Here is a 23411-nt window from a genome sequence, read left to right as displayed (position 1 = left end):
TTGCCCGCCCCGATATCAGAGATACCGAAAGCCTGGCCTGACGCCGGGTTTTCCACCAGGTAAGGATATCATTATGGACATCATGAGAAGTCTTTTGGGGATGGTGGTATTGCTGGCCATCGCCTTTGTGCTGTCAGTGAACAAAAAACGCATCAGTATCAGAACCGTAGGGGCAGCGCTGCTGCTGCAGATCGTGATTGGCGGAGTTATGCTCTATTTTCCGCCCGGCAAATGGCTGGTAGAGCAGGCGGCGCTGGGAGTGCATAAAGTTATGTCCTACAGCGACGCCGGAAGCGCATTTATTTTTGGTTCGCTGGTTGGACCGAAAATGGATGTACTGTTTGACGGCGCCGGCTTTATCTTCGCTTTCCGCGTCCTGCCCGCCATTATCTTTGTTACCGCGCTGATAAGTCTGCTTTACTACCTTGGCGTAATGGGGCTGCTAATCCGTATGCTGGGTGGCATCTTTCAGAAGGCGCTGAATATCAGCAAGATTGAGTCTTTTGTCGCCGTGACCACCATCTTTCTTGGGCAAAATGAGATCCCGGCGATCGTTAAACCATTTATTGATAAGCTCAACCGCAACGAACTGTTTACCGCGATTTGCAGCGGAATGGCGTCAATTGCCGGCTCGATGATGATCGGCTATGCCGGGATGGGCGTGCCGATCGATTACCTGCTGGCCGCTTCGCTAATGGCTATCCCCGGCGGTATTCTGTTCGCCCGTATGCTGAGTCCGGCAACCGAAGTATCGCAGGTTACTTTTGATAATCTCTCTTTTACCGAAACGCCGCCAAAAAGCGTTATCGAGGCGGCGGCATCCGGAGCGATGACTGGACTGAAAATTGCTGCCGGAGTGGCAACGGTAGTCATGGCGTTTGTGGCGATTATCGCTCTGCTGAACGGTATTATCGGCGGAATTGGCGGCTGGTTTGGCTATGGTCATGCCACTCTGGAAGGGATTTTCGGTTTTCTGCTCGCGCCGCTGGCATGGATCATGGGCGTTGACTGGAGCGATGCGACGCTGGCGGGTAGCCTGATTGGGCAAAAGCTGGCGATAAACGAATTTGTCGCCTACCTCAACTTTTCGCCGTATCTGCAAACCGGTGGCGCCCTGGACGTGAAAACCATTGCGATTATATCGTTCGCGCTGTGTGGTTTCGCCAACTTTGGTTCAATCGGCGTCGTCGTCGGGGCGTTTTCTGCGATTTCACCGCAGCGTGCGCCGGAAATAGCCCAGCTTGGGCTGCGCGCTCTGGCGGCGGCAACCCTTTCTAACCTGATGAGCGCTACTATCGCCGGCTTTTTTATTGGTCTGGCATAAAAAACCATGCGTGCACCGCGACTGCGGCGCACGCTGTTACATCTGCGCAAGCAGGTTAAGCGCGTTATCAACCGATAAAGAGGGGTTGTTAATACCGCTGCTGGCGCGGGTAATGGCGGTACACGCCATGGAAAAGGCGGCGCTTTCTTTAAAGTCGCTGCCGTCGAGGTAGCTATAGAGAAGCCCGGCCATTAGCGCATCGTCGGCGCCGAAGCGGTCTATCGCCGTATGTTCAGGCAAACTCATCTGGAAACGTTCGCCGCTAGCTTCGCTGCAGAAAATCGTGTCATTCTCTGAACAAATCACCACGCGCTGAGTTCCCCGCTCGTGCAGCCAGGCCAGGGCCCGATCGCGATCCGCTTCGTTGTCAATGGGATGTCCCCAGAGGATCTGCAGTTCGCGCAGCGTCGGTTTGAGGGTATGAATTTTTCCCAGCCACGGTCTGATGCGGTGTGCTTTAAACTCCGACACGGTATCGACAAATACCGGAATAGCGCTTGCCAGCGTGAACACCCACTCCAGCGACTGTTCCGTTAAATTACAATCGACCAGAACGACGCCTGCATGAGTCAACAGATCGCGGTACTGATTCAGCAGCTGCGGGGTGAGCGACTGTAAAATATGGGTATCGTTAATCGCAAGGACCGTTTCTTCCTGCGGATTCGCGATGGATAGATAGGTGGCGGTGTTATGGCCGTGCAGGCGGATACAGCTTTGCACGTTAACGCCGGCCTGCCGGGTTTGCTCCAGCAGCGTTTCGCCGTAAAAATCGCTGCCGACGGCGGAAATCAAATGCACATCGCGGCCGAGCAGCGCCAGGTTATGTGCGATATTTCGCGCCACGCCGCCGGCTGAGCACTGGATATTACCCGGGTTGGAGACGGGCTGCGGATAATGGATATCGGCAATTCCGCGGATATCCATATTCACCGCCCCCAGCGAGACGCAATACTCCTGCTCGGTGAGGATATAGCCTTTGCCCTTGATGGCTCCCTTGCGGGTGAGATCCATGATGTGCGCGGCTACGCGGGAGCGGCTAATCTGCAGAATATCGGCAATCTCATGCTGCTGAATCAGCGGATTGCGCCGCAAAATTTTGAGGATCTGCTTTTCCCTGTCGTTCATATCAGACGGTGGCCTCTTCCGTTTGCTGAGCCCGTAGCCAGGCGATCTCTTCCGCCCAGATATCAGGATTGATCGTTTCCAGAATCAGCGGGATGCCGTCAAAACGGCGGTCCTGCATGATCCAGCGGAAGGCATCATGGCCGATATTGCCTTCCCCGAGGCTATGGTGACGGTCAACGCGACTGCCGAACGTGCTTTTTGCATCGTTCAGGTGCATACCGCGCAGATACTGAAATCCGACAATTCGTTCGAAATCAGCGAAGGTTTTTTTGCACTCTTCTGCGCTGCGCAGATCGTAGCCGGCGGCGAAAGCGTGGCAGGTATCAATGCATACGCCGACCCGCGATTTATCTTCCACGCCGTCGATAATGGCCGCCAGATGCTCAAACTTGAACCCCAGGTTACTCCCCTGGCCGGCGGTGTTTTCGATGACCGCCGTAACGCCTTCGGTTTTTGCCAGCGCGATATTAATAGATTCGGCGATACGCGCCAGACATTCGTCTTCCGGGATTTGCTGCAGATGACTACCCGGATGGAAATTTAGCAGCGTCAGGCCGAGCTGCTGGCAGCGGGAGAGCTCATCAATAAAGGCATCGCGGGATTTTTCCAGCGCGTCCGCAACCGGATGACCAAGGTTAATCAGATAGCTGTCGTGCGGCAGAATTTGCCCCGGTCCAAAATGATGCTTTTCACAGGCGGCTTTAAATTCAGCAATGGTTTCGTCGCTCAGTGGAGCGGCGCGCCACTGGCGCTGATTTTTGGTGAAGAGGGCAAATGCGGTCGCGCCGATTTCGGCTGCGCGAATGGCGGCATTGGCAACACCGCCGGAGGCGCTGACGTGCGCTCCAATATATTTCATAAAAAACTCCAGTTAAGCCGCTGGGGGGAGGGTAATGATAGCGGCTTAGCCGGAGAGTTACATCATCCTTAATACAACCTGAGCAGCGGGCTTCACGCCAGCAGGCTATGAATGGCCAGGTTAATTGCGCCGCCGCCGACAATCAGCCAGACGAAGAGCATCAGCGCCATCAGCAGCGGTTTGGCGCCGGCTTTTTTCAACGCGCTGACGTGGGTGGTCAGGCCAAGGGCGGCCATTGCCATTGCCAGCAGTACCGTATCCAGGGTCACCAGTAAATCGACTACCGCTTTTGGCAGCAGGTGGAAAGAGTTAAATACCGCAACCAGAATAAACAGGATCGCAAACCACGGAATGGTGATTTTGCTTTTTTCACCGCTGTTTGCCGGAGCTAATTGCTTAACGCGGGCGGCAAGGAACAGCAGGAACGGAGCCAGCATCATCACGCGCAGCATTTTGGCAATTACCGCCGCGTTTTCCGCGTCCGGGCTAACGGCGTGGCCAGCGGCGACGACCTGAGCAACCTCATGCATCGTCGAACCCATATAAATGCCGTAGGCTTCCGGCGTAAACCACTGCGTCAGGAACGGATAGATTGCTGGGTACAGGAAGATAGCAATGGTGCCGAAAATGACCACCGTCGCCACCGCGACCGTTACCTTGCTGGCTTCTGCTTTAACTACCGGTTCCGTCGCCAGTATCGCCGCCGCGCCGCAGATGCTGCTCCCGGCGCCAATCAACCAGCTGGTATGTTTATCCAGCCCGAATACCTTTTGCCCAAGAAAACAGGCGATAAAAAAGGTGCTGGAAAGCGTCAGAACGTCAATCACGATACCGCCGACGCCAACGTCGGCAATCTGGGCGAAGGTCAGGCGAAAGCCGTATAAAATGATGCCGAGGCGCAGCAGGTGCTGTTTGGCAAAGATTACGCCGCCGTCGCAGGGCTGCCAGATTTTCGGGTAAACCGTGTTACCGATGACCATGCCGAACAAAATGGCCAGCGTGAGGGCGCTGAAGCCCGCGCCGGCGATGGCCGGAAAACTACCGGCCCACAGCGCTGCGCCGGTGAGCACGGCGGTCAGCGCCAGTCCAGGTGCAAAATGCCGCAATGGGCGATGTTTAGTCGGAAGAGTGAGTGCTGTCATAACCTTCTCCTTTGTCTGGGAAAAGCATACGACTCGCTGGTTTAAATATAAAATTGATTATATATTTATAATTAATCGTAATAAGTGGTAAACGAGCGGTTTCGCGGTTTGGGCACGATGTACATAAGCCTCAGCGGCGGATGCCGGGTCGTCTATAAAGGCAGGAAAAATCATGCATATCACGCTACGGCAGCTGGAAGTTTTTGCTGAAGTTCTGAAAAGCGGGTCGACGACCCAGGCCTCGCAAATGCTGGCGCTTTCGCAGTCGGCGGTCAGCGCGGCGCTCACCGATCTCGAAGGGCAGCTGGGCGTCCAGCTCTTTGACCGCGTGGGTAAAAGGCTGGTGGTCAACGAGCACGGCAGGCTGCTTTATCCGCGCGCGCTGGCCCTGCTGGAGCGCGCGCTGGAGATAGAGCAGCTGTTTCGCGGCGACAACGGGGCGATTCGCGTCTACGCCAGCAGCACCATCGGCAACTATATTTTGCCGGAAATCATTGCGCGCTACCGACGCGACCTTCCGGATTTACCGCTGGAGCTCAGCGTGGGCAATAGCCAGGACGTGATCAATGCGGTGGCCGATCTGCGGGTGGATATTGGGCTGATTGAAGGTCCCTGCCACGCTGCGGATATTATCGCCGAACCCTGGCTGGAGGATGAACTGGTGGTCTTCGCCGCGCCGGATTCACCGCTGCTGGAAGGGGAGGTGACGCTGCAACGGCTGGCGGAAGCGCCGTGGATATTACGCGAGCACGGCTCCGGGACCCGGGAAATTGTCGACTATTTATTATTATCGCATCTACCGGCGTTTCATCTGGGGATGGAGCTCGGTAACTCTGAGGCTATCAAGCATGCGGTGCGCCACGGTCTGGGCATTAGCTGCCTGTCGCGACGGGTGGTAGCGGAACAGCTTGAAGTGGGGTCGCTGGTGGAGCTGGCGATTCCGCTGCCGCGTTTGACCCGTACCCTGTGGCGCATTCATCATCGGCAGAAGCATATTTCCAAGGCATTACAACGATTTCTGCATTATTGCGAAGTGTAGAAACGAACGGAATGGGCGCTGGCGTTTTCAGGTTTTCATGCTTTACTAATAATCCACGCTCGATCATGAAGCTCTCTTATAACTTTGCATTTGTATCGGATGGAGCCCGGACTGTCTGCTACAATCTCGCCTCGTTTTTTGGATGGATAGCATTTTCACATGGTTTCGGATACTAAAACCACAGAAGCGCCCGGTTTACGTCGTGAACTGAAGGCGCGCCACTTGACCATGATCGCTATTGGCGGTTCCATCGGTACAGGTCTTTTTGTTGCCTCTGGCGCAACGATTTCTCAGGCGGGCCCGGGCGGGGCGTTGCTCTCTTATATTCTCATCGGCCTGATGGTCTATTTCCTGATGACCAGTCTCGGCGAGCTGGCGGCGTTTATGCCGGTGTCCGGCTCTTTTGCGACCTATGGGCAAAACTACGTTGAGGAAGGCTTTGGCTTCGCGCTGGGCTGGAACTACTGGTACAACTGGGCGGTGACCATCGCCGTAGACCTCGTTGCCGCTCAGCTGGTGATGACCTACTGGTTCCCCGATGCCCCCGGCTGGGTATGGAGCGCGCTGTTCCTCGGTATCATGTTCCTGCTTAACTGGATTTCGGTCAAAGGCTTTGGTGAAGCGGAATACTGGTTCTCGCTGATCAAAGTTGCCACCGTCATTATCTTTATCATCGTCGGCGTGATGATGATCTTTGGCATCTTCAAAGGCGCTCAGCCCGCAGGCTGGAGCAACTGGGTTGTCGATGATGCGCCGTTTGCCGGTGGGTTTGCGGCGATGATTGGCGTGGCGATGATCGTCGGCTTCTCGTTCCAGGGAACCGAGCTTATCGGCATCGCGGCAGGCGAGTCGGAAAATCCGGAGAAGAATATTCCGCGCGCCGTGCGCCAGGTGTTCTGGCGTATCCTACTGTTCTATGTCTTCGCAATCCTGATTATCAGTCTGATTATCCCGTATACCGATCCCAGCCTGCTGCGCAATGACGTAAAAGATATCTCCGTTAGCCCGTTTACGCTGGTATTCCAGCATGCGGGACTGTTGTCAGCAGCGGCGATAATGAACGCGGTTATCCTGACTGCGGTACTGTCGGCGGGTAACTCCGGGATGTACGCATCGACCCGTATGCTCTACACCCTGGCCTGCGATGGCAAAGCGCCGCGAATTTTCTCTAAGCTGTCGAAAGGCGGTGTTCCTCGTAACGCGCTGTATGCGACAACGGTGATAGCGGGGCTGTGCTTCCTGAGCTCGATGTTTGGTAATCAGACCGTTTACCTGTGGCTGCTGAACACTTCAGGGATGACCGGCTTTATTGCGTGGCTGGGGATTGCTATCAGCCATTATCGCTTCCGTCGTGGCTACGTGCTGCAGGGAAATGACCTGAATAACCTGCCGTATCGCTCAGGTTTCTTCCCGCTGGGGCCGATTTTCGCTTTCGTCCTGTGTCTGATCATTACCCTCGGACAGAACTACGAAGCGTTCCTCAAAGACACCATCGACTGGGGCGGCGTTGCGGCCACCTACATTGGTATTCCGCTGTTCCTGGTTATCTGGTTTGGCTACAAGCTGGCAAAAGGAACGCGCTTTGTCCGCTACAGCGAGATGAAGTTCCCGGATCGTTTTAAAGGCTAAGCTTTGCTGGAGCATTAAATAAAACCCTCTCATCGAGAGGGTTTTTTTATTCCCGCGGTTCTTACAAATTGATACAGTTTTCCATAATTGTATTGATAATTGTAATCATTATCTTTATCATTTATGTCAAGTTCAGGATGAAGCCAATCCCCATATCTTGCAGACAATCGGACTGACAAGGGGCGACCAGCCACATCTACTGTAGAGAATTGCGCGCATATCGCCGTAGAGCGATAGGCCGACAGTACCTGTGAGCAGCACCTTTTTGTTTGTTTTGTTGTACACCTCATGGAGATATGGAATGTTCAGGCTAAACCCTTTTGTCCGGGCCGGATTATGCGCGTCCGTCGTATCCTTAGCGTTTCCGGCGCTGGCCGCCGTTAACGAAGAAACGCTGGTCGTCACCGCTGCGGCAACTGAACAGAGCGTAAAAGATGCTCCCGCCAGTATTAGCGTTATTACCCAACAGGATTTACAGCGTAGACCGGTACAGAACCTGAAAGATGTACTGCGGGAAGTGCCGGGCGTGCAGCTCACCAACGAAGGGGATAACCGCAAGGGGGTGAGCATTCGCGGCCTCAGCAGCGGCTATACGCTGATCCTCGTTGACGGCAAACGCGTTAACTCGCGCAACGCCGTTTTCCGCCATAACGACTTTGACCTCAACTGGATCCCGGTTGATGCCATTGAGCGTATCGAAGTTGTGCGCGGGCCAATGTCCTCACTCTATGGTTCCGACGCCCTCGGCGGGGTGGTGAATATCATTACCAAAAAAGTTGGTCAGCAGTGGACCGGAACCCTCAGCGCGGACACGACTATTCAGGAACATCGCGATCGCGGTGATACCTGGAATGGTCAGTTCTTTACCAGCGGCCCGCTGATTGACGGTGTACTGGGGATGAAAGCCTACGGCAGCCTGGCAAAGCGTGCTAAAGACGATCAGCAGGCTTCCAGCAACGCGGAAGGCGAAACGCCGCGTATTGAAGGTTTCACTAGCCGCGACGGTAACGTCGAATTCGCCTGGACTCCCACCGATAATCAGGACATTACCGCAGGCTACGGTTTTGACCGCCAGGATCGTGATTCCGACTCTCTCGATCGTAACCGCCTTGAGCGCCAGAACTACTCCCTGAGCCACAACGGCCGCTGGGATATCGGCAACAGCGAGCTGAAGTTCTACGGTGAGAAAGTGGATAACAAAAATCCGGGGCAGGCCGGCACGATAACTTCCGAGAGTAACTCCGTAGACGGTAAATACGTGCTGCCGCTGGGGATGATTAACCAGCTGCTGACTTTTGGCGGCGAATGGCGTCACGACAAGCTGAAAGACCCGGTCAACCTGAGCAGCGGCGGTAAATCCACCTCCGCCAGCCAGTACGCGCTGTTCCTTGAAGATGAGTGGCGGATAATCGAGCCGCTGGCCCTGACCACCGGTATTCGTATGGACGATCACCAGACCTATGGCGATCACTGGAGCCCGCGTGCCTATCTGGTCTACAACGCCACCGATACCGTCACCGTGAAGGGCGGCTGGGCGACGGCATTCAAAGCACCGTCCCTGCTGCAGCTGAACCCGGACTGGACCACCAACTCCTGCCGCGGCTCGTGCAGTATCATCGGTAACCCGGATCTGAAACCGGAAACCAGCGAAAGCTTCGAGCTGGGGCTTTACTACCGCGGTGAGGAAGGCTGGCTTGAGGATGTGGAAGGAAGCATCACCACCTTCCAGAACAACGTTGACGATATGATTGATATTCTGCGCACCTCCAGCGCCAGCGAAGCGCCGGGCTATCCGAACTTTGTCGGCTGGAAAACGGTGAACGGTAAACGCGTACCGGTCTTCCGCTACTTCAACGTTAATAAGGCACGTATCAAAGGCGTGGAAACGGAATTGAAAGTGCCGTTTGGCGACGAATGGAAGCTGACGGTGAACTACACCTATAACGATGGCCGCGATCTGAGTAACGGAGGCGATAAACCGCTGCAAACGCTGCCGTTCCATACCGCTAACGGTACTCTGGACTGGAAACCGCTGGACGACTGGTCCTTCTACGTGACCGCCAACTATACCGGCGAGCAGCGGGCGGTCAGCTCTACGGGCAAAACGCCGGGCGGTTACACCATGTTTGATATCGGCGCGGCGTGGAATGTCACTAAAAACGTTAAGCTGCGTTCCGGGGTGCTTAACGTCGGCGATAAAGATCTGAGCCGCGACGACTATAGCTACACCGAAGAGGGGCGTCGTTACTTTATGGCCGTCGATTACCGCTTCTGATTTGGGCGATAAAAGAGGGCTGGCAGGTTACCCTGCCAGCCCTCTTCTTTCTGCCTCAGCACAACGATAAAACTCAATCCTGCCCTGAGGCGAAAGCCTCAAGCGCCGCCAAAAATCATACCCCTCGACGGCAAGAAATACACTATCTCTCTGTATATATTAGTTTTTATGATTATTGGGCGGGGAAGCATTTTGTGTATCAATGCGCCGGGAAGGTGCTTCACGACGCATTGACAAGATCAGGAGAAGAGGTGCCGGGCATGAAAACGCAGGTGGTCCTCAATAAATGAGGCGATAAAGTAGTAGCTGTGATCGTAACCAGCCTGAATACGCAGGGTTAAAGGCCAGCTTTTCTGGCGTGCGGTTTCCGCCAGCACCGCCGGCTGCAGCTGTTCGGCGAGGAATGAATCACTATCGCCCTGGTCAATCAGGGTTGGGATCGCGTCTGATTCACTGCTGGCCTGCATTAACGCGCAGCTGTCCCAGGCCTGCCAGGTCGTTTCATCCGTTCCCAGATAAGCGGTAAACGCTTTTTTACCCCAAGGAACCTGGGTCGGATTGACGATAGGCGCGAACGCCGAAACGCTGACAAAGCGCCCCGGATTTTTCAGCGCCATGACTAACGCGCCGTGGCCGCCCATGGAATGCCCGCTGATGGCGCAGCGATCGCTGACCTTAAACTCGCGGGCGATAAGCTGCGGCAGCTCGTCGCGAAGATAATCGTACATGCGGAAATGCGTGGACCACGGCGCCTGAGTGGCGTTGAGGTAGAAGCCGGCGCCCTTGCCCAGATCGTAAGCGCTGTCGTCGGCTACGCTATCGCCGCGCGGACTGGTATCCGGCATCACCAGCGCAATGCCCAGCTCGGCGGCAACCCGCTGTGCGCCCGCCTTAGTCGTAAAGTTTTCATCGTTGCAGGTCAGGCCTGACAGCCAGTAAAGAACCGGCGGCGGTGAATCTGTGGTGGAGGGCGGTAAAAAGATACTGAACGTCATTGTGCAGTTCAGCGTCCCGGAGTCGTGCCGCCAGCGTTGCTGCCGACCTTCAAAACAGCGGTGCTCTTCGAGCAGTTCCATGCAGGGCTCCTTAAGTATTTACGGGTAATTTTCCATAATACAGATATTTCATGCGCCCGTGAGCAACTTTCACTTTCTCCTTTTTGGAACATATTGCATCATTAATGCAACTTTTAACCAACATGCTGACGTTTTCATCGCGTCAGAAATCGCGCCATGAGACGGCAATTGAGTTGGTTTTGGCAAGGTGAGCAAGGCGTTGCGTGACGTATCGTAGCGCGCTGGTCTGACGGCGTGGAACGAGAGGTGACGCCAATTTCAACAATTATCGATACGGCTACTGGATTCTGTGCGTCACCTCACGCACAATGAATACAAACTTTGCCCTCAGAAGAGCAAAGAGCGCCACACCTGCAGGAGAACAAAAATGTCATCACTGAGTAAAGAAGCCATACTCGTTCATGAAGCGCTGGTCGCTCGTGGGCTGGAGACGCCGCTGCGTCCGCCAGTACAAGAAATTGATAATGAAACTCGCAAGCGTCTGATCGCCGGACACATGACCGAGATTATGCAGCTGTTAAACCTTGATCTAAGTGATGACAGCCTGATGGAGACTCCGCATCGCATCGCTAAAATGTTCGTTGATGAGATCTTCTCCGGCCTGGACTACGCCAGATTCCCGAAAATCACCGTCATCGAAAACAAGATGCAGGTCGATGAAATGGTAACCGTGCGTGATATCACCCTGACCAGCACCTGCGAACACCATTTCGTCACAATTGATGGGAAAGCGACGGTCGCCTATATCCCGAAAGATTCGGTGATTGGCCTGTCGAAAATCAATCGTATCGTGCAGTTCTTCTCCCAGCGCCCGCAGGTGCAGGAGCGACTGACTCAGCAGATCCTCACCGCTCTGCAAACGCTGCTGGGGACCAACAACGTCGCGGTCTCCATTGATGCGGTGCACTACTGCGTAAAAGCGCGCGGCATTCGCGATGCAACCAGCGCCACCACCACCACATCGCTGGGTGGCCTGTTCAAATCCAGCCAGAATACTCGCCAGGAGTTCCTGCGCGCCGTACGTCATCACAACTAAAACGGAGCGGGGTACATGGAGAGAAATGTCACGCTGGACTTTGTTCGCGGCGTCGCCATCCTCGGTATCCTGCTACTGAATATCAGCGCCTTCGGTTTACCGAAGGCCGCCTACCTCAATCCGGCGTGGTCCGGGAGTATCTCCGCAAGCGACGCCTGGACCTGGGCGCTTCTCGATCTGCTGGCGCAGGTCAAATTTCTGACCCTGTTCGCCCTGTTATTTGGCGCCGGACTTCAGCTTCTGCTGCCGCGCGGTAAGCGCTGGATCCAGTCACGCCTGACGCTGCTGGCGCTGCTTGGCTTTATTCACGGGCTGTTTTTCTGGGACGGCGATATTTTGCTGGCCTACGCGCTGGTAGGGCTGGTGGGTTGGCGAATGGTGCGCGACGCGCACAATGTCAAATCGCTGTTTAACACCGGCGCGGTACTTTACGCCATTGGCGTGGCGGTACTGCTATTGCTGGGATTGATTTCCGGTAATACGCCCAATCGTTCATGGGTGCCGGACGCGGCAAATTTGCAGTACGAGCAGTACTGGAAACTGAAGGGCGGCCTGGAGGCGGTGAGCAATCGTGCGGATCTGCTCTCGGATAACCTGCTGGCGCTCGGCGCGCAGTACGGCTGGCAGCTGGCCGGGATGATGCTGATGGGCGCGGCGCTGATGCGCTGCGGCTGGCTCAAAGGACAGTTCAGTCTTCGTCATTACCGGCGTACCGGGGCGCTGCTAATCGCGGCAGGCATGGCGGTCAATTTACCCTCTATAGCTGCTCAATGGCATGTTGGCTGGGACCCGCGCTGGTGCGCCTTTTTGTTGCAGGCGCCGCGCGAGCTGAGCGCGCCGCTGCAGACCATCGGCTACGCGGCCCTGGCCTGGGGGTTCTGGCCGCAGCTGGCCAGGTTTCGCCTGGTGGGAGCTATTGCCTGCGTGGGGCGCATGGCGCTGACCAACTATTTATTGCAGACGCTGATTTGCACCACTCTGTTTTACCGATTGGGGCTGTTTATGAAGTATGACCGCTTACAGCTGCTAGCCTTTGTACCGCCCGTCTGGATAGTCAATCTCCTCTTCTCGTGGCTTTGGCTACGTCATTTCCGTCAGGGGCCCGTTGAGTGGATCTGGCGGCAACTAACCCTGCGTGCGTCAGGGACATCATTAAAAGATACATCCAGATAACGATCTGGATCACAATCGTTAACAAAATGGATGTAACCGTTTCCATCCCTGTGACATGACTCACGTAGCGTGCGGCGCGTCGCTGCCAGAATAGCCTCCTTGCTGAACACAGGAGGTGGGTGTGACGTACTGTAATTCTCTTAAGGTCGGTGAGTATGATCACCATTCGTGATGTTGCCCGCCAGGCGGGGGTTTCCGTCGCGACGGTTTCGCGCGTGCTGAATAACAGCGCGCTGGTGAGTCCGGATACGCGTGAAGCGGTAATGAAGGCGGTAACGCTGCTGGGCTATCGGCCTAATGCTAATGCTCAGGCGCTGGCGACGCAGGTCAGCGATACCATCGGCGTGGTGGTGATGGACGTGTCGGACGCCTTTTTTGGCGCGTTGGTTAAAGCGGTTGATACCGTCGCCCAGCAGCATCAGAAATATGTGCTGATCGGTAATAGCTATCATGAAGCGGAAAAAGAGCGCAATGCCATTGAAGTGCTGATTCGCCAGCGCTGTTCGGCGCTGATCGTCCACTCCAAGGCCCTGAGCGACGCCGAGCTGGGGGACTTTATGGAGCATATGCCGGGAATGGTACTTATCAACCGCATTGTGCCGGGATATGCCCACCGCTGCGTAGGGCTGGATAACGTTAGCGGCGCGCTGATGGCGACCCGCATGCTGCTTAATCATGGTCACCAGCGTATCGGCTATCTCTCTTCCAATCATGGCATCGAAGATGATGATCTACGGCGGGAAGGGTGGAGCAGAGCGTTACATGAACAAGGCATCAACGCTCCCGACAGTTGGGTCGGCTCCGGATCGCCGGATATGCAGGGCGGCGAGGCGGCGATGGTAGAACTCCTGGGACGTAATCTCGGTCTGACCGCGGTCTTCGCCTATAACGACAGCATGGCGGCCGGGGCGTTAACAACCCTCAAAGATAACGGCATTGCCGTGCCGCAGCATCTCTCGCTGATCGGTTTCGATGATATCCCTATTTCCCGTTACACCGATCCGCAATTGACGACGGTGCGCTACCCGATTATGTCGATGGCGAAACTGGCGACAGAGCTGGCGCTACAAGGGGCTGCCGGAAGACTGGATCGTGAGGCCAGCCACTGCTTTATGCCGACGCTGGTGCGTCGACATTCGGTGGCGCAAAGGCAAATTGTGGGGCCGATCACTAACTAATTATCTGTCTGATGTAACCGCTTTCAATATGTGAGTGATTTCACAGTTTGTTAACATTAAGCTGACTATGATTGCTGCGTTTACGCGTCTGAACATACTATGTCACGGTGATTAATCACTTTTACAGCAGTAATCGGCGGTTAAACGATAAAAAAACGTTTTTCAGGAGCGTTACCCTCAACGGAAGACAGAATTACAGTCGTGAATATCGCTGTGCAGTAACATTAATGTAACGAGCGTCAGCGGTTTTCACACCAAAGACCCTGCATAATAAAACCGGAGATTCCATGAATAAGAAGGTGTTAACCCTGTCTGCTGTAATGGCTGGTATGTTATTTGGCGCCGCGGCTCATGCGGCGGATACGCGTATCGGCGTGACAATTTATAAATATGACGACAACTTTATGTCGGTGGTGCGTAAGGCAATTGAAAAAGATGGCAAATCAGCGCCGGATGTTCAGCTGCTGATGAATGACTCGCAGAACGACCAGTCCAAACAGAACGATCAGATTGACGTTCTGCTGGCAAAAGGCGTGAAGGCGCTGGCGATCAACCTCGTTGACCCGGCAGCGGCGGGGACGGTAATTGATAAAGCGCGTGGTCAGAACGTGCCGGTGGTATTTTTTAACAAAGAACCTTCTCGCAAAGCGCTGGATAGCTACGATAAAGCCTTTTACGTGGGCACCGATTCGAAAGAGTCCGGGGTTATTCAGGGCGACCTGATTGCTAAACACTGGAAAGCGAACCCGAACTGGGACCTGAACAAAGACGGCCAGATTCAGTTTGTACTGCTGAAAGGCGAGCCGGGCCATCCGGATGCCGAAGCACGTACCACTTACGTGATTAAAGAGCTGAACGATAAAGGTTTCAAAACCCAGCAGCTGGCGTTAGATACCGCTATGTGGGATACCGCTCAGGCGAAAGATAAAATGGATGCCTGGCTGTCGGGTCCGAATGCTAACAAAATTGAAGTTGTTATCGCTAACAACGATGCAATGGCGATGGGCGCGGTGGAAGCGCTGAAGGCCCACAATAAGAGCAGTATTCCTGTATTTGGCGTCGATGCGCTGCCTGAAGCCTTAGCGTTGGTTAAATCAGGCGCGATGGCCGGAACCGTGTTGAACGATGCCAACAACCAGGCCAAGGCGACATTCGATCTGGCGAAAAATCTCGCCGATGGTAAAGAACCGGCTGCCGGCACTAACTGGAAAATTGACAATAAGATTGTCCGCGTACCGTACGTTGGCGTTGATAAAGACAATCTTAGCGAATTTATCGGTAAGTAATAGCTTAACAAGCTGCGGGCGTACGCGCTGTACGCCCGATTATTCCTGATACAGAACCCGTCCCGTTCGTCGTTAATTCGTCGACTGGGATATGCACGCACGCAGCCAGGTATAACTATGGTCAGCAATAATAGCGAACGGTCAGGCGAATATTTGTTGGAAATGAGCAATATCAACAAATCATTTCCTGGCGTCAAGGCTCTCGATAATGTGAACCTCAAGGTTCGTCCCCACTCTATTCATGCATTAATGGGGGAGAACGGCGCGGGCAAATCAACATTATTAAAATGCCTTTTTGGGATCTATCAAAAAGATTCCGGCAGTATTCTTTTTCAGGGACAAGAGATCGATTTCCATTCGGCTAAAGAAGCTCTGGAAAACGGTATTTCAATGGTTCATCAGGAATTAAACCTGGTATTACAACGTTCGGTGATGGACAACATGTGGCTGGGGCGTTATCCCACCAAAGGCGTGTTTGTCGATCAGGACAAAATGTATCGTGATACCAAAGCTATTTTCGATGAGCTGGATATTGATATCGACCCGCGCGCTCGCGTCGGCACGCTGTCGGTATCGCAAATGCAGATGATTGAAATTGCAAAGGCGTTTTCCTATAACGCCAAAATTGTGATTATGGATGAGCCGACTTCTTCGTTGACCGAAAAAGAGGTAAATCATCTGTTTAAAATTATCCGTAAGCTTAAAGAACGCGGCTGCGGTATTGTTTATATTTCCCACAAAATGGAAGAGATTTTCCAGCTGTGCGATGAAATTACCATTCTGCGCGACGGCCAGTGGATCGCCACCCAGCCGCTGGAAGGGCTGGATATGGATAAGATTATCGCCATGATGGTGGGCCGCTCCCTCAACCAGCGCTTCCCGAGCCGGGAAAATCAACCGGGTGAGGTGATTCTGGAAGTACGTAACTTAACCTCGCTGCGTCAGCCGTCAATCCGTGATGTTTCTTTCGACCTGCACAAAGGCGAAATTTTGGGTATTGCCGGGCTGGTAGGCGCGAAACGTACCGATATCGTTGAGACGCTATTCGGTATTCGCGAGAAGTCCGCCGGCACTATCAAGCTGCATGGTAAAAAGATTAATAACCACAATGCCAATGAAGCCATCAACCATGGCTTTGCGCTGGTGACCGAAGAGCGCCGTTCAACGGGGATCTATGCGTATCTGGATATCGGTTTTAACTCACTGATCTCGAACATTAAGAAATACAAAAATAAGGTCGGCTTGCTGGATAATTCGCGCATGAAAAGCGATACCCAATGGGTCATTGATTCGATGCGCGTGAAAACTCCAGGGCAGCATACGCAAATTGGTTCGTTGTCCGGCGGTAACCAACAAAAAGTGATTATCGGGCGCTGGCTATTAACCCAGCCGGAAATACTGATGCTCGATGAACCCACGCGCGGAATTGACGTTGGGGCGAAGTTCGAAATTTACCAGCTGATCGCCGAACTGGCAAAAAAAGACAAAGGGATCATTATTATTTCCTCCGAAATGCCGGAGCTGCTGGGTATTACTGACCGTATTCTGGTAATGAGCAATGGTCTGGTTGCCGGAATTGTTGAGACTAAAACCACCACGCAAAACGAAATTCTCCGTCTTGCGTCGTTGCACCTTTAAGATCAGGGGCTCCTCATGAGTGCGCTAAATAAAAAGAGTTTTCTCACCTATTTGAAAGAGGGTGGGATTTACGTGGTTCTTTTAGTATTACTGGCAATTATTATTTTCCAGGATCCGACTTTCTTAAGTTTGTTGAACTTAAGTAACATTCTGACCCAGTCTTCGGTGCGTATTATTATCGCTCTCGGCGTGGCCGGGCTTATTGTCACTCAGGGGACCGACCTTTCCGCCGGACGTCAGGTGGGCCTGGCGGCGGTTATCGCCGCGACGATGCTGCAGGCGGTGGACAACGCCAACAAGGTGTTCCCGGAAATGGCCACGATGCCGATTCCGCTGGTTATTCTGCTGGTTTGTGCGATCGGCGCGGTGATTGGTCTTATCAACGGTATTATCATCGCCTACCTGAACGTGACGCCGTTTATCACTACCCTCGGCACGATGATTATCGTTTATGGTATCAACTCGCTGTATTACGACTTTGTTGGCGCGTCGCCGATTTCCGGCTTCGATAGCCACTTCTCGCAGTTTGCGCAGGGGTTTGTAGCGCTGGGCTCATTCCGCCTGTCGTATATCACTTTTTATGCGCTGATTGCCGTTTTCTTCGTGTGGATCCTGTGGAACAAGACCCGCTTTGGTAAAAACATTTTTGCGATCGGCGGTAACCCGGAAGCGGCGAAGGTCTCCGGCGTCAACGTCGCCCTGAACCTGCTGATGATTTATGCGCTCTCCGGCGTGTTCTACGCCTTCGGTGGGCTGCTGGAAGCGGGGCGTATCGGTTCAGCGACCAACAACCTCGGGTTTATGTATGAGCTGGATGCAATTGCCGCGTGCGTGGTTGGCGGGGTATCGTTCAGCGGCGGCGTCGGCACCGTGTTCGGCGTGGTGACCGGGGTGATTATCTTTACCGTCATCAACTACGGTCTGACCTATATCGGCGTAAACCCGTACTGGCAGTACATTATCAAAGGGGCGATTATCATCTTCGCCGTGGCGCTGGATTCGCTGAAGTACGCGCGTAAGAAGTAGTTTTGTGAAAAAAAGCCCGGCGCCACGCGATGTGCGCCGGGCTTTGGTTTATCTGTCTGACCTCAAAAGATAAACGTCATACACCGCTCCGCCAGCGAATTATCGCTATCAGATTGTACCCAATGCCGTTTTCTTAATTTCCTGATTTATTCTGCAGCTCCAGCAGCTGCTGCGGCGTGACCGCCGGATAGGACTGCGCGCCGTCCGGGACTTCCTGCTGCGCAGGGATAGGGATCAGCGGGCCTAAAAAGCGCGGTTCACGTTTAAAAATATAGAGATCCGCCAGCGCGCCGAAGCGAGCGCCGAACTCGCGCAGGCGTACGCTCCACATATCCTTCGGTGACGGTACCGCGTAACACTGCGCCTGAATGCCCATATGCAGGGCGATAAACAGCGCCCGCTCGCAGTGGAAGCGCTGGGTAATAATAATAAAGTCGTTAGTATCAAATACCTTACGGGTCCGTACAATCGAATCAAGCGTACGGAAACCCGCATAGTCCAGCACGATATCCGCCGGATCGACGCCAGCCTTAATTAAATCACGACGCATGGTCATCGGTTCGTTATAGCTTTGCTGAGCATTGTCGCCGCTGAGCAGCAGGTAGTTCACCTTGCCGCTGTTATAGGCGTTCAGCGCGCCCTGAATCCGATAACGATAATATTGATTGATAACGCCGGTCCGATAGTACTTCGCGGTACCAAGCACTACGCCGACCTGACGGTAGGGCAGGTCCTGCAGCTCGTCGTAGATATAAGGAGAGGTTTTCCAGCTCATCCAGCGGTCGAGGCCCAGCACGGTTAACAGCAGTAAGCCGAACAGGACTAACAGGCTGTATAACAAACGCTTTAACATTAACCAGGCTCAACAGTGGGTGAGGAAGGCTTCAGGCTACTTTACCCGTCGGGCAAGCGCAAGAAACCGTCGTTTAATTGCGGGGATTTTCAACAGCGCGGGCCGTTTGGCCCGCAAAATGTGACTAACCTAGCAGTACGCGGTCGATATTATGGCAGCCCAGCGCCTTGAGCGTCGCCGCGGTGGCGTCCCACTGAATAAGCGTCGCATCGGCCTTCTCGGCAAGAATAGCGCGCTGAATATCCGGATAATCGTAGCCGTTGAGGCTTAGCAGATTCAGCGCGCCCTGCAGCGGTGGTAGCGTTGGATTAAAGGCGGCGTTTTCAGCATAGCTACCGGTGAAAATGGTACCGTCTTTCAGCTCCAGCGCAACGCCTGACGGTGAGTTGCTGTAAGGCATATGGCAACGGTTAGCAGCCTGAATCGCCGCCTGAGACAGGGCGTCGCCGCTGAGCGGAAAACCGTGATCCTGCTCGTCCATCAGCAGCGTTTTAATTTCCAGATCTTTCGGGCCGAAAGCGTCCGGCAGATAGTGCTGCAGGGAATGCGCCTCGCGACCGGGGAGGTGGATGCGCAGCGCCAGCCCGCTGTTGAGTTCGTTCATAAACTGACGGCAGTGGCCGCAGGGGGTGTAGTTAACCGTAATCGCTCGCAGGGATTTTTCACCGCGCAGCCAGGCGTGGCTGATGGCGCTTTGTTCGGCATGCACGGTTTGCTGCATGGTCGCGCCGAGGAATTCCATATTGCCGCCGAAGTACCAGGTACCGCTGATGCCGCGAGCAATCGCGCCGACGTTGAAGTGGGAAAGATCGGCCCGCGCGCAGGCCGCTGCCAGCGGCAGCAAAGCAAAAGCCAGTGCGTCTTCATCCAGCCCCGTCACGCTTTGCAGCACCGCGACCCGATCTGCATTGAGCAGGGCCGGGAAGTGCGGGTCGGCCAGCATCGGAGCGATGGCTGTTTGCAGGTCAGCCGCCAGTTGGGGGAGAACAGCTTCAAAACGTGGGTGCATGGCGTTGCCTCATAACAATGTAATGGAAATCTAGTGTACGGGTAGAGATAACCCTTATATGTGATAAATATCTCACTGTTGATGCAACTTATTATTGTTGCATTAAAAAATGTGATTTAAATCACTTTATCCAACCATTGCCAGAATCAGCGGAAATAAAAACGGCGCGACCAGCGAGGTAATAATCCCGCAAAGAACTAACGCCAGCGAGCTGAAGGCGCCTTCCTGATAGTCGAGCTCAGCGCAGCGGGCGGTTCCCAGAGCGTGCGATGCGGTACCCATCGATAGTCCGCGCGAGGCTTTAGTATGTATACGCATCAGATTCAGCAAAGTATGGCCGAAGACCGCCCCGAGAATACCGACGAAAATAACGCAGACCGCGCTGATTGCCGGAATACCGCCAATACTGCTGCTTACCGCCATCGCTATCGGCGTAGTGACCGATTTTGGCAATATGGAGGCGGCGATCTGCGGGGTCGCTCCCATCAGTAAGGCTACGGTAGTGCCGGTCACCATGGCTACCACGCTGCCAATAAAGCAGATGGTGATAATTGATTTCCAGCGGGCGCGGATCTGGTGCAGCTGCTCATACAAAGGAAACGCTAACGCCACTACCGCAGGCTGCAGCAGATCGTTGAGAATTTTACTGCCGAGGAAATAGCGCTCGTAGGAGATACCGGTCATCAGCAGAAAAGGAATGAGCACCACCATCGCCACCAGCAGCGGGTTGAGCAGGGGAAATTTAAACCGTGCCGCAAGCCGGCGGGCAAGGAAAAAGACGGCAAGGGTTAACGGCAGCGACCACCAGATTTCATGGATCATTTTTCACTTCCTTTTTGCCCAACCACTTTGCGCTCACCGTGAACCAGATGTGAGCTCCAGCTGACCACTAAAAAGACTACCAGCGTGCTTATCGCGCAGGACACCACTACCGGGCCAAACTGCGCGCGCAGTAAATCCCAATACTGCATGACGCCCACGCCGATAGGGACAAACAGCAGCGCCATATAGCGAATCAGGATGCTGCATCCGGGGTTAACCCACTGTGGAGGCATGATCTGCAGCGCCAGCAGAAAGAACAAAATCAGCATGCCGATAATGCTGCCGGGAATAGCAATGGGCAGAAGCGAAGAGATAAAAATGCCCGCATATAAGCAGGCGTAGATCAGCACGAAAGCGCGCAGATACTGCCAGACAATAATCAGTGATTTATTCATGGTAATAACCCTTGATGAACCACATTCATCATACAATTAAAGCCAAAAATGTGCTACCGATCACATCATGAATTCTGCGCATACCTGCGATAGAGACCGGGAACGGCAAATCGTCCGGCAATCAGACCGACGATTGCAGGGACAGGCAGTGGAGAAACCGGCTCAGCGCCAGCGACGGCACTTCGCTTTTTCGCCAGAACACCCCAACGCTACCTTTTTGTTCTATACGCGGCAAATTAAGTATCGCCAGCTGGCGCTGGGCCGCGTAGCGCTGCGCCAGGCGCAATGAGAGAATCGAAACCATATCGCTGCTCTGCAGCAGGTTACTGGTTACGTTCATCGATGCCGACTCGATGGTGTTCTCCGGCAGCATCACGCCGTTATCGACCAGCGCGTTGTCGATGCTCAAACGAATCGGCGTGCCGGTGGGCCAGACAATCCAGCGCCAGGGGGCGAGATCGGCCCAGCTTAATTGCGATCTTTGCGCCAGCGGGTGATCGGTGCGGGCGACAAAGCACACCGGTTCGGTGTAAAGAACCCGATAGCTCAGCGGCAGCTCCAGCGCCCGGCCGCCGACTCGGCCAACAACGACATCAACCACTCCGGCAAGGAGGTCGTTGAGCAGCGGCGTCATCACTTTCTCTTCGATATTAAGGTGCAGGGTGGGCATCTCATTGAGCAGATCGAGGATCGCCTGCGAGACGCAGTCGGTCGCTACCGGCGAACAGCCGATCATCAGGCTTCCCACCTGTCCACCCTGTTTGAAGCGCTCAATTTCATACTGCGAACGCGACATATCGTTGATTAGCCGCTGGGCGTGCTGAAGCAGCAGTTTGCCACCTTCAGTGGGGCGCAGGCCTTTGCTGTGGCGTTCGAACAAAATCATGCCGACTTCGTCTTCGAACTGGCTTAGCCATTTGGAAAGCGCGGGCTGAGTGATATTCATCATTTTAGCAACCTGCGTGAGATTGCCTTGCTCCCCCAGCGCGACCAGCATTTGTAAATGATGCAGCTTCAGTTTCTGCGTCCAGTCTGCCATTAGGTATAACCTCCAGGTTATGTCAGCGCCCGAAATACCATTGTACATTTCATTGCCAGAGTTACAAAATCGCAACATAAAAGAAATAAATACAACATCTACCCCTACCTGCTCTGAGGCATAACTATGACTCAACGACTTGAACTACAAAAGCTACTCAATGCCGCACCAGTTGGTGCCCGTCAATGGCGCGTGATTATCTGCTGTTTCCTGGTGGTCATGCTCGATGGTTTCGATACAGCGGCAATCGGTTTTATCGCCCCGGATATTCGTAACCACTGGCAGTTAACCGCCGGTGACCTCGCACCGCTATTTGGCGCAGGATTGCTGGGCTTAACCGCCGGGGCGCTGCTCTGCGGGCCGCTCTCCGACCGCTTTGGCCGTAAACGGGTGATTGAGTTCTGCGTCGCCCTGTTTGGCCTGTTCAGCCTGCTTTCGGCGTTTGCGCCCGATCTGCAAATGTTGGTGTTCCTGCGCTTTCTGACCGGCCTCGGCCTCGGAGGCGCGATGCCTAACACCATTACGATGACTTCGGAATATCTGCCTGCCCGGCGGCGCGGAGCTCTGGTGACCCTGATGTTCTGTGGATTCACCCTCGGCTCGGCGTTAGGCGGCGTGGTCAGCGCACAGCTGGTGCCGCTGATTGGCTGGCCCGGTATTCTGGTGCTGGGCGGCGTGTTACCGCTGATGCTGGCGGTGGCGCTGATACCGCTGCTTCCCGAATCTCCGCGCTGGCAGATCCGTCGTCAGCTCCCGCAAGAGGTGATTGCCAAAAACGTTGGCGCGATAACCGGCGAAACCTATACCGATACCCATTTCTGGCTTGATGAGCCAGCCGCAACCGGGAAAGGCAGCATCCGTCAGCTGTTTGTCGGGCGTCAGCTGCCCATCACCTTGATGTTATGGGTCGTGTTCTTTATGAGCCTGCTGATTATCTATCTCCTCTCCAGCTGGATGCCGACGCTGCTTAACCACCGTGGGATTGATTTACAGCATGCTTCGTGGGTGACCGCAGCCTTCCAGATTGGCGGTACCTTTGGCGCGCTGCTGCTCGGCGTATTGATGGACCGTTTCAACCCTTTCCGGGTGCTGGCGCTGAGCTACGCCCTGGGTTCGGTCTGTATCGTCATGATTGGCCTGAGTGAGAACGGTCTGTGGCTGATGGCGCTGGCGATTTTCGGCACCGGGATTGGCATCAGCGGTTCGCAGGTTGGGCTTAATGCCTTAACCGCCACCCTGTATCCCACGCAAAGCCGTGCGACCGGTGTGAGCTGGTCAAATGCGGTCGGCCGCTGCGGAGCCATCGTCGGCTCGCTCTCCGGCGGCGTGATGATGGCGATGAATTTCTCTTTTGACACCCTGTTTTTTGTTATCGCAGTACCGGCCGTCGTTAGCGCCGTGATGCTTGTCCTGCTGACGCTTGCCGTCCGCAACCCAACATCTGTACCTGCCGCTTTGCCTTCTGCGGGCATCGTGAATAAATAAGG

At 54.4% G+C, this 23411-nt stretch carries 20 protein-coding genes; 11 read left to right on the top strand and 9 right to left on the bottom strand.

What is annotated here, in order from left to right; all coding sequences use genetic code 11:
• Window positions 1-73: 73 nt before the first annotated feature.
• Window positions 74-1324, top strand: coding sequence for a NupC/NupG family nucleoside CNT transporter (locus tag GJ746_RS17120; RefSeq protein WP_154681276.1), 1251 nt, complete (start codon window positions 74-76; stop codon window positions 1322-1324).
• Window positions 1325-1360: 36 nt separating this feature from the next.
• On the opposite strand, the gene GJ746_RS17115 is transcribed toward GJ746_RS17120, so the two are convergent.
• The 3 genes from GJ746_RS17115 to GJ746_RS17105 all read right to left on the bottom strand — a co-directional run bounded on the left by GJ746_RS17115 (window position 1361) and on the right by GJ746_RS17105 (window position 4450).
• Window positions 1361-2449: a sugar kinase gene (locus tag GJ746_RS17115; RefSeq protein ID WP_154681275.1), complete on the bottom strand. Its 1089-nt coding sequence runs from the start codon at window positions 2447-2449 to the stop codon at window positions 1361-1363.
• A gap of 1 nt (window position 2450) precedes the next feature.
• Window positions 2451-3308 carry a deoxyribonuclease IV gene (nfo, locus tag GJ746_RS17110; RefSeq protein ID WP_154681274.1) on the bottom strand — a complete coding sequence of 286 codons (858 nt, stop codon included), beginning with the start codon at window positions 3306-3308 and terminating at the stop codon, window positions 2451-2453.
• A gap of 92 nt (window positions 3309-3400) precedes the next feature.
• Entirely contained in the window at window positions 3401-4450 is a 1050-nt protein-coding gene (locus tag GJ746_RS17105) for a YeiH family protein (RefSeq protein ID WP_154681273.1), read from the bottom strand.
• A gap of 172 nt (window positions 4451-4622) precedes the next feature.
• Between GJ746_RS17105 and yieE the strand changes: the two genes are divergently transcribed.
• The 3 genes from yieE (at window position 4623) to cirA (ending at window position 9393) form a co-directional block, all read left to right on the top strand.
• Entirely contained in the window at window positions 4623-5489 is an 867-nt protein-coding gene (gene yieE / locus GJ746_RS17100) for a DNA-binding transcriptional regulator YeiE (protein ID WP_154681272.1), read from the top strand.
• Between the two features lie 159 nt (window positions 5490-5648).
• Window positions 5649-7118 carry an amino acid permease gene (locus GJ746_RS17095; protein ID WP_154681271.1) on the top strand — a complete coding sequence of 490 codons (1470 nt, stop codon included), beginning with the start codon at window positions 5649-5651 and terminating at the stop codon, window positions 7116-7118.
• A gap of 301 nt (window positions 7119-7419) precedes the next feature.
• Window positions 7420-9393 carry a catecholate siderophore receptor CirA gene (cirA, locus tag GJ746_RS17090; protein WP_154681270.1) on the top strand — a complete coding sequence of 658 codons (1974 nt, stop codon included), beginning with the start codon at window positions 7420-7422 and terminating at the stop codon, window positions 9391-9393.
• 239 nt (window positions 9394-9632) lie between these two features.
• Here the strand turns inward: cirA and fghA are convergent, their stop codons facing one another.
• Window positions 9633-10469 carry an S-formylglutathione hydrolase gene (gene fghA, locus GJ746_RS17085; protein WP_154681269.1) on the bottom strand — a complete coding sequence of 279 codons (837 nt, stop codon included), beginning with the start codon at window positions 10467-10469 and terminating at the stop codon, window positions 9633-9635.
• 367 nt (window positions 10470-10836) lie between these two features.
• On the opposite strand from fghA, the gene folE reads away from it, so the two are divergent.
• From folE to mglC, 6 genes are all read left to right on the top strand, one after another.
• A complete protein-coding gene (gene folE / locus GJ746_RS17080; protein ID WP_154681268.1) occupies window positions 10837-11505 on the top strand; it encodes a GTP cyclohydrolase I FolE in 669 nt (222 codons plus the stop codon).
• Window positions 11506-11520: 15 nt separating this feature from the next.
• On the top strand, window positions 11521-12678 hold the full coding sequence (yeiB, locus tag GJ746_RS17075; protein ID WP_154681267.1) for a DUF418 domain-containing protein YeiB: 1158 nt from the start codon (window positions 11521-11523) through the stop codon (window positions 12676-12678).
• Window positions 12679-12833: 155 nt separating this feature from the next.
• The gene (gene galS, locus GJ746_RS17070; RefSeq protein WP_154681266.1) at window positions 12834-13856 is read left to right on the top strand and encodes an HTH-type transcriptional regulator GalS; all 1023 of its coding nucleotides are present in this window, start codon (window positions 12834-12836) and stop codon (window positions 13854-13856) included.
• A 287-nt stretch (window positions 13857-14143) separates the two neighbouring features.
• Window positions 14144-15142, top strand: a complete 999-nt coding sequence (gene mglB, locus GJ746_RS17065; protein ID WP_154681265.1) for a galactose/glucose ABC transporter substrate-binding protein MglB — start codon at window positions 14144-14146, stop codon at window positions 15140-15142.
• A 117-nt stretch (window positions 15143-15259) separates the two neighbouring features.
• The gene (gene mglA, locus GJ746_RS17060) at window positions 15260-16780 is read left to right on the top strand and encodes a galactose/methyl galactoside ABC transporter ATP-binding protein MglA (RefSeq protein WP_154681264.1); all 1521 of its coding nucleotides are present in this window, start codon (window positions 15260-15262) and stop codon (window positions 16778-16780) included.
• Window positions 16781-16795: 15 nt separating this feature from the next.
• Window positions 16796-17806: a galactose/methyl galactoside ABC transporter permease MglC gene (gene mglC, locus GJ746_RS17055; protein ID WP_004122861.1), complete on the top strand. Its 1011-nt coding sequence runs from the start codon at window positions 16796-16798 to the stop codon at window positions 17804-17806.
• Window positions 17807-17939: 133 nt separating this feature from the next.
• On the opposite strand, the gene sanA is transcribed toward mglC, so the two are convergent.
• From sanA to GJ746_RS17030, 5 genes are all read right to left on the bottom strand, one after another.
• Window positions 17940-18659, bottom strand: coding sequence for an outer membrane permeability protein SanA (gene sanA, locus GJ746_RS17050; RefSeq protein WP_154681263.1), 720 nt, complete (start codon window positions 18657-18659; stop codon window positions 17940-17942).
• Window positions 18660-18783: 124 nt separating this feature from the next.
• The gene (cdd, locus tag GJ746_RS17045; RefSeq protein ID WP_154681262.1) at window positions 18784-19668 is read right to left on the bottom strand and encodes a cytidine deaminase; all 885 of its coding nucleotides are present in this window, start codon (window positions 19666-19668) and stop codon (window positions 18784-18786) included.
• Between the two features lie 126 nt (window positions 19669-19794).
• The gene (locus GJ746_RS17040; protein ID WP_154681261.1) at window positions 19795-20490 is read right to left on the bottom strand and encodes a CidB/LrgB family autolysis modulator; all 696 of its coding nucleotides are present in this window, start codon (window positions 20488-20490) and stop codon (window positions 19795-19797) included.
• Window positions 20487-20885, bottom strand: coding sequence for a CidA/LrgA family protein (locus tag GJ746_RS17035; RefSeq protein ID WP_154681260.1), 399 nt, complete (start codon window positions 20883-20885; stop codon window positions 20487-20489). The genes GJ746_RS17040 and GJ746_RS17035 overlap by 4 nt, the downstream gene beginning before the upstream one ends.
• Window positions 20886-21006: 121 nt before the next feature.
• Window positions 21007-21924 (bottom strand): LysR substrate-binding domain-containing protein, encoded by a 918-nt coding sequence (locus tag GJ746_RS17030; RefSeq protein WP_154681259.1) that lies wholly within the window; start codon window positions 21922-21924, stop codon window positions 21007-21009.
• Window positions 21925-22050: 126 nt separating this feature from the next.
• Between GJ746_RS17030 and GJ746_RS17025 the strand changes: the two genes are divergently transcribed.
• Window positions 22051-23409, top strand: coding sequence for an MFS transporter (locus GJ746_RS17025; protein WP_154681258.1), 1359 nt, complete (start codon window positions 22051-22053; stop codon window positions 23407-23409).
• Window positions 23410-23411 lie beyond the last annotated feature (2 nt).

The organism is Klebsiella oxytoca (genome assembly GCF_009707385.1).
Lineage (GTDB): Bacteria > Pseudomonadota > Gammaproteobacteria > Enterobacterales > Enterobacteriaceae > Klebsiella > Klebsiella oxytoca_C.
This window is presented reverse-complemented; position numbering and strand designations above follow the sequence as displayed.

Coding starts and splice junctions, on each gene's coding strand:
- GJ746_RS17120 (WP_154681276.1), top strand. CDS start 74: ATGGACATCATGAGAAGTCTTTTGGGGATGGTGGTATTGCTGGCCATC.
- GJ746_RS17115 (WP_154681275.1), bottom strand. CDS start 2,449: ATGAACGACAGGGAAAAGCAGATCCTCAAAATTTTGCGGCGCAATCCG.
- nfo (WP_154681274.1), bottom strand. CDS start 3,308: ATGAAATATATTGGAGCGCACGTCAGCGCCTCCGGCGGTGTTGCCAAT.
- GJ746_RS17105 (WP_154681273.1), bottom strand. CDS start 4,450: ATGACAGCACTCACTCTTCCGACTAAACATCGCCCATTGCGGCATTTT.
- yieE (WP_154681272.1), top strand. CDS start 4,623: ATGCATATCACGCTACGGCAGCTGGAAGTTTTTGCTGAAGTTCTGAAA.
- GJ746_RS17095 (WP_154681271.1), top strand. CDS start 5,649: ATGGTTTCGGATACTAAAACCACAGAAGCGCCCGGTTTACGTCGTGAA.
- cirA (WP_154681270.1), top strand. CDS start 7,420: ATGTTCAGGCTAAACCCTTTTGTCCGGGCCGGATTATGCGCGTCCGTC.
- fghA (WP_154681269.1), bottom strand. CDS start 10,469: ATGGAACTGCTCGAAGAGCACCGCTGTTTTGAAGGTCGGCAGCAACGC.
- folE (WP_154681268.1), top strand. CDS start 10,837: ATGTCATCACTGAGTAAAGAAGCCATACTCGTTCATGAAGCGCTGGTC.
- yeiB (WP_154681267.1), top strand. CDS start 11,521: ATGGAGAGAAATGTCACGCTGGACTTTGTTCGCGGCGTCGCCATCCTC.
- galS (WP_154681266.1), top strand. CDS start 12,834: ATGATCACCATTCGTGATGTTGCCCGCCAGGCGGGGGTTTCCGTCGCG.
- mglB (WP_154681265.1), top strand. CDS start 14,144: ATGAATAAGAAGGTGTTAACCCTGTCTGCTGTAATGGCTGGTATGTTA.
- mglA (WP_154681264.1), top strand. CDS start 15,260: ATGGTCAGCAATAATAGCGAACGGTCAGGCGAATATTTGTTGGAAATG.
- mglC (WP_004122861.1), top strand. CDS start 16,796: ATGAGTGCGCTAAATAAAAAGAGTTTTCTCACCTATTTGAAAGAGGGT.
- sanA (WP_154681263.1), bottom strand. CDS start 18,659: ATGTTAAAGCGTTTGTTATACAGCCTGTTAGTCCTGTTCGGCTTACTG.
- cdd (WP_154681262.1), bottom strand. CDS start 19,668: ATGCACCCACGTTTTGAAGCTGTTCTCCCCCAACTGGCGGCTGACCTG.
- GJ746_RS17040 (WP_154681261.1), bottom strand. CDS start 20,490: ATGATCCATGAAATCTGGTGGTCGCTGCCGTTAACCCTTGCCGTCTTT.
- GJ746_RS17035 (WP_154681260.1), bottom strand. CDS start 20,885: ATGAATAAATCACTGATTATTGTCTGGCAGTATCTGCGCGCTTTCGTG.
- GJ746_RS17030 (WP_154681259.1), bottom strand. CDS start 21,924: ATGGCAGACTGGACGCAGAAACTGAAGCTGCATCATTTACAAATGCTG.
- GJ746_RS17025 (WP_154681258.1), top strand. CDS start 22,051: ATGACTCAACGACTTGAACTACAAAAGCTACTCAATGCCGCACCAGTT.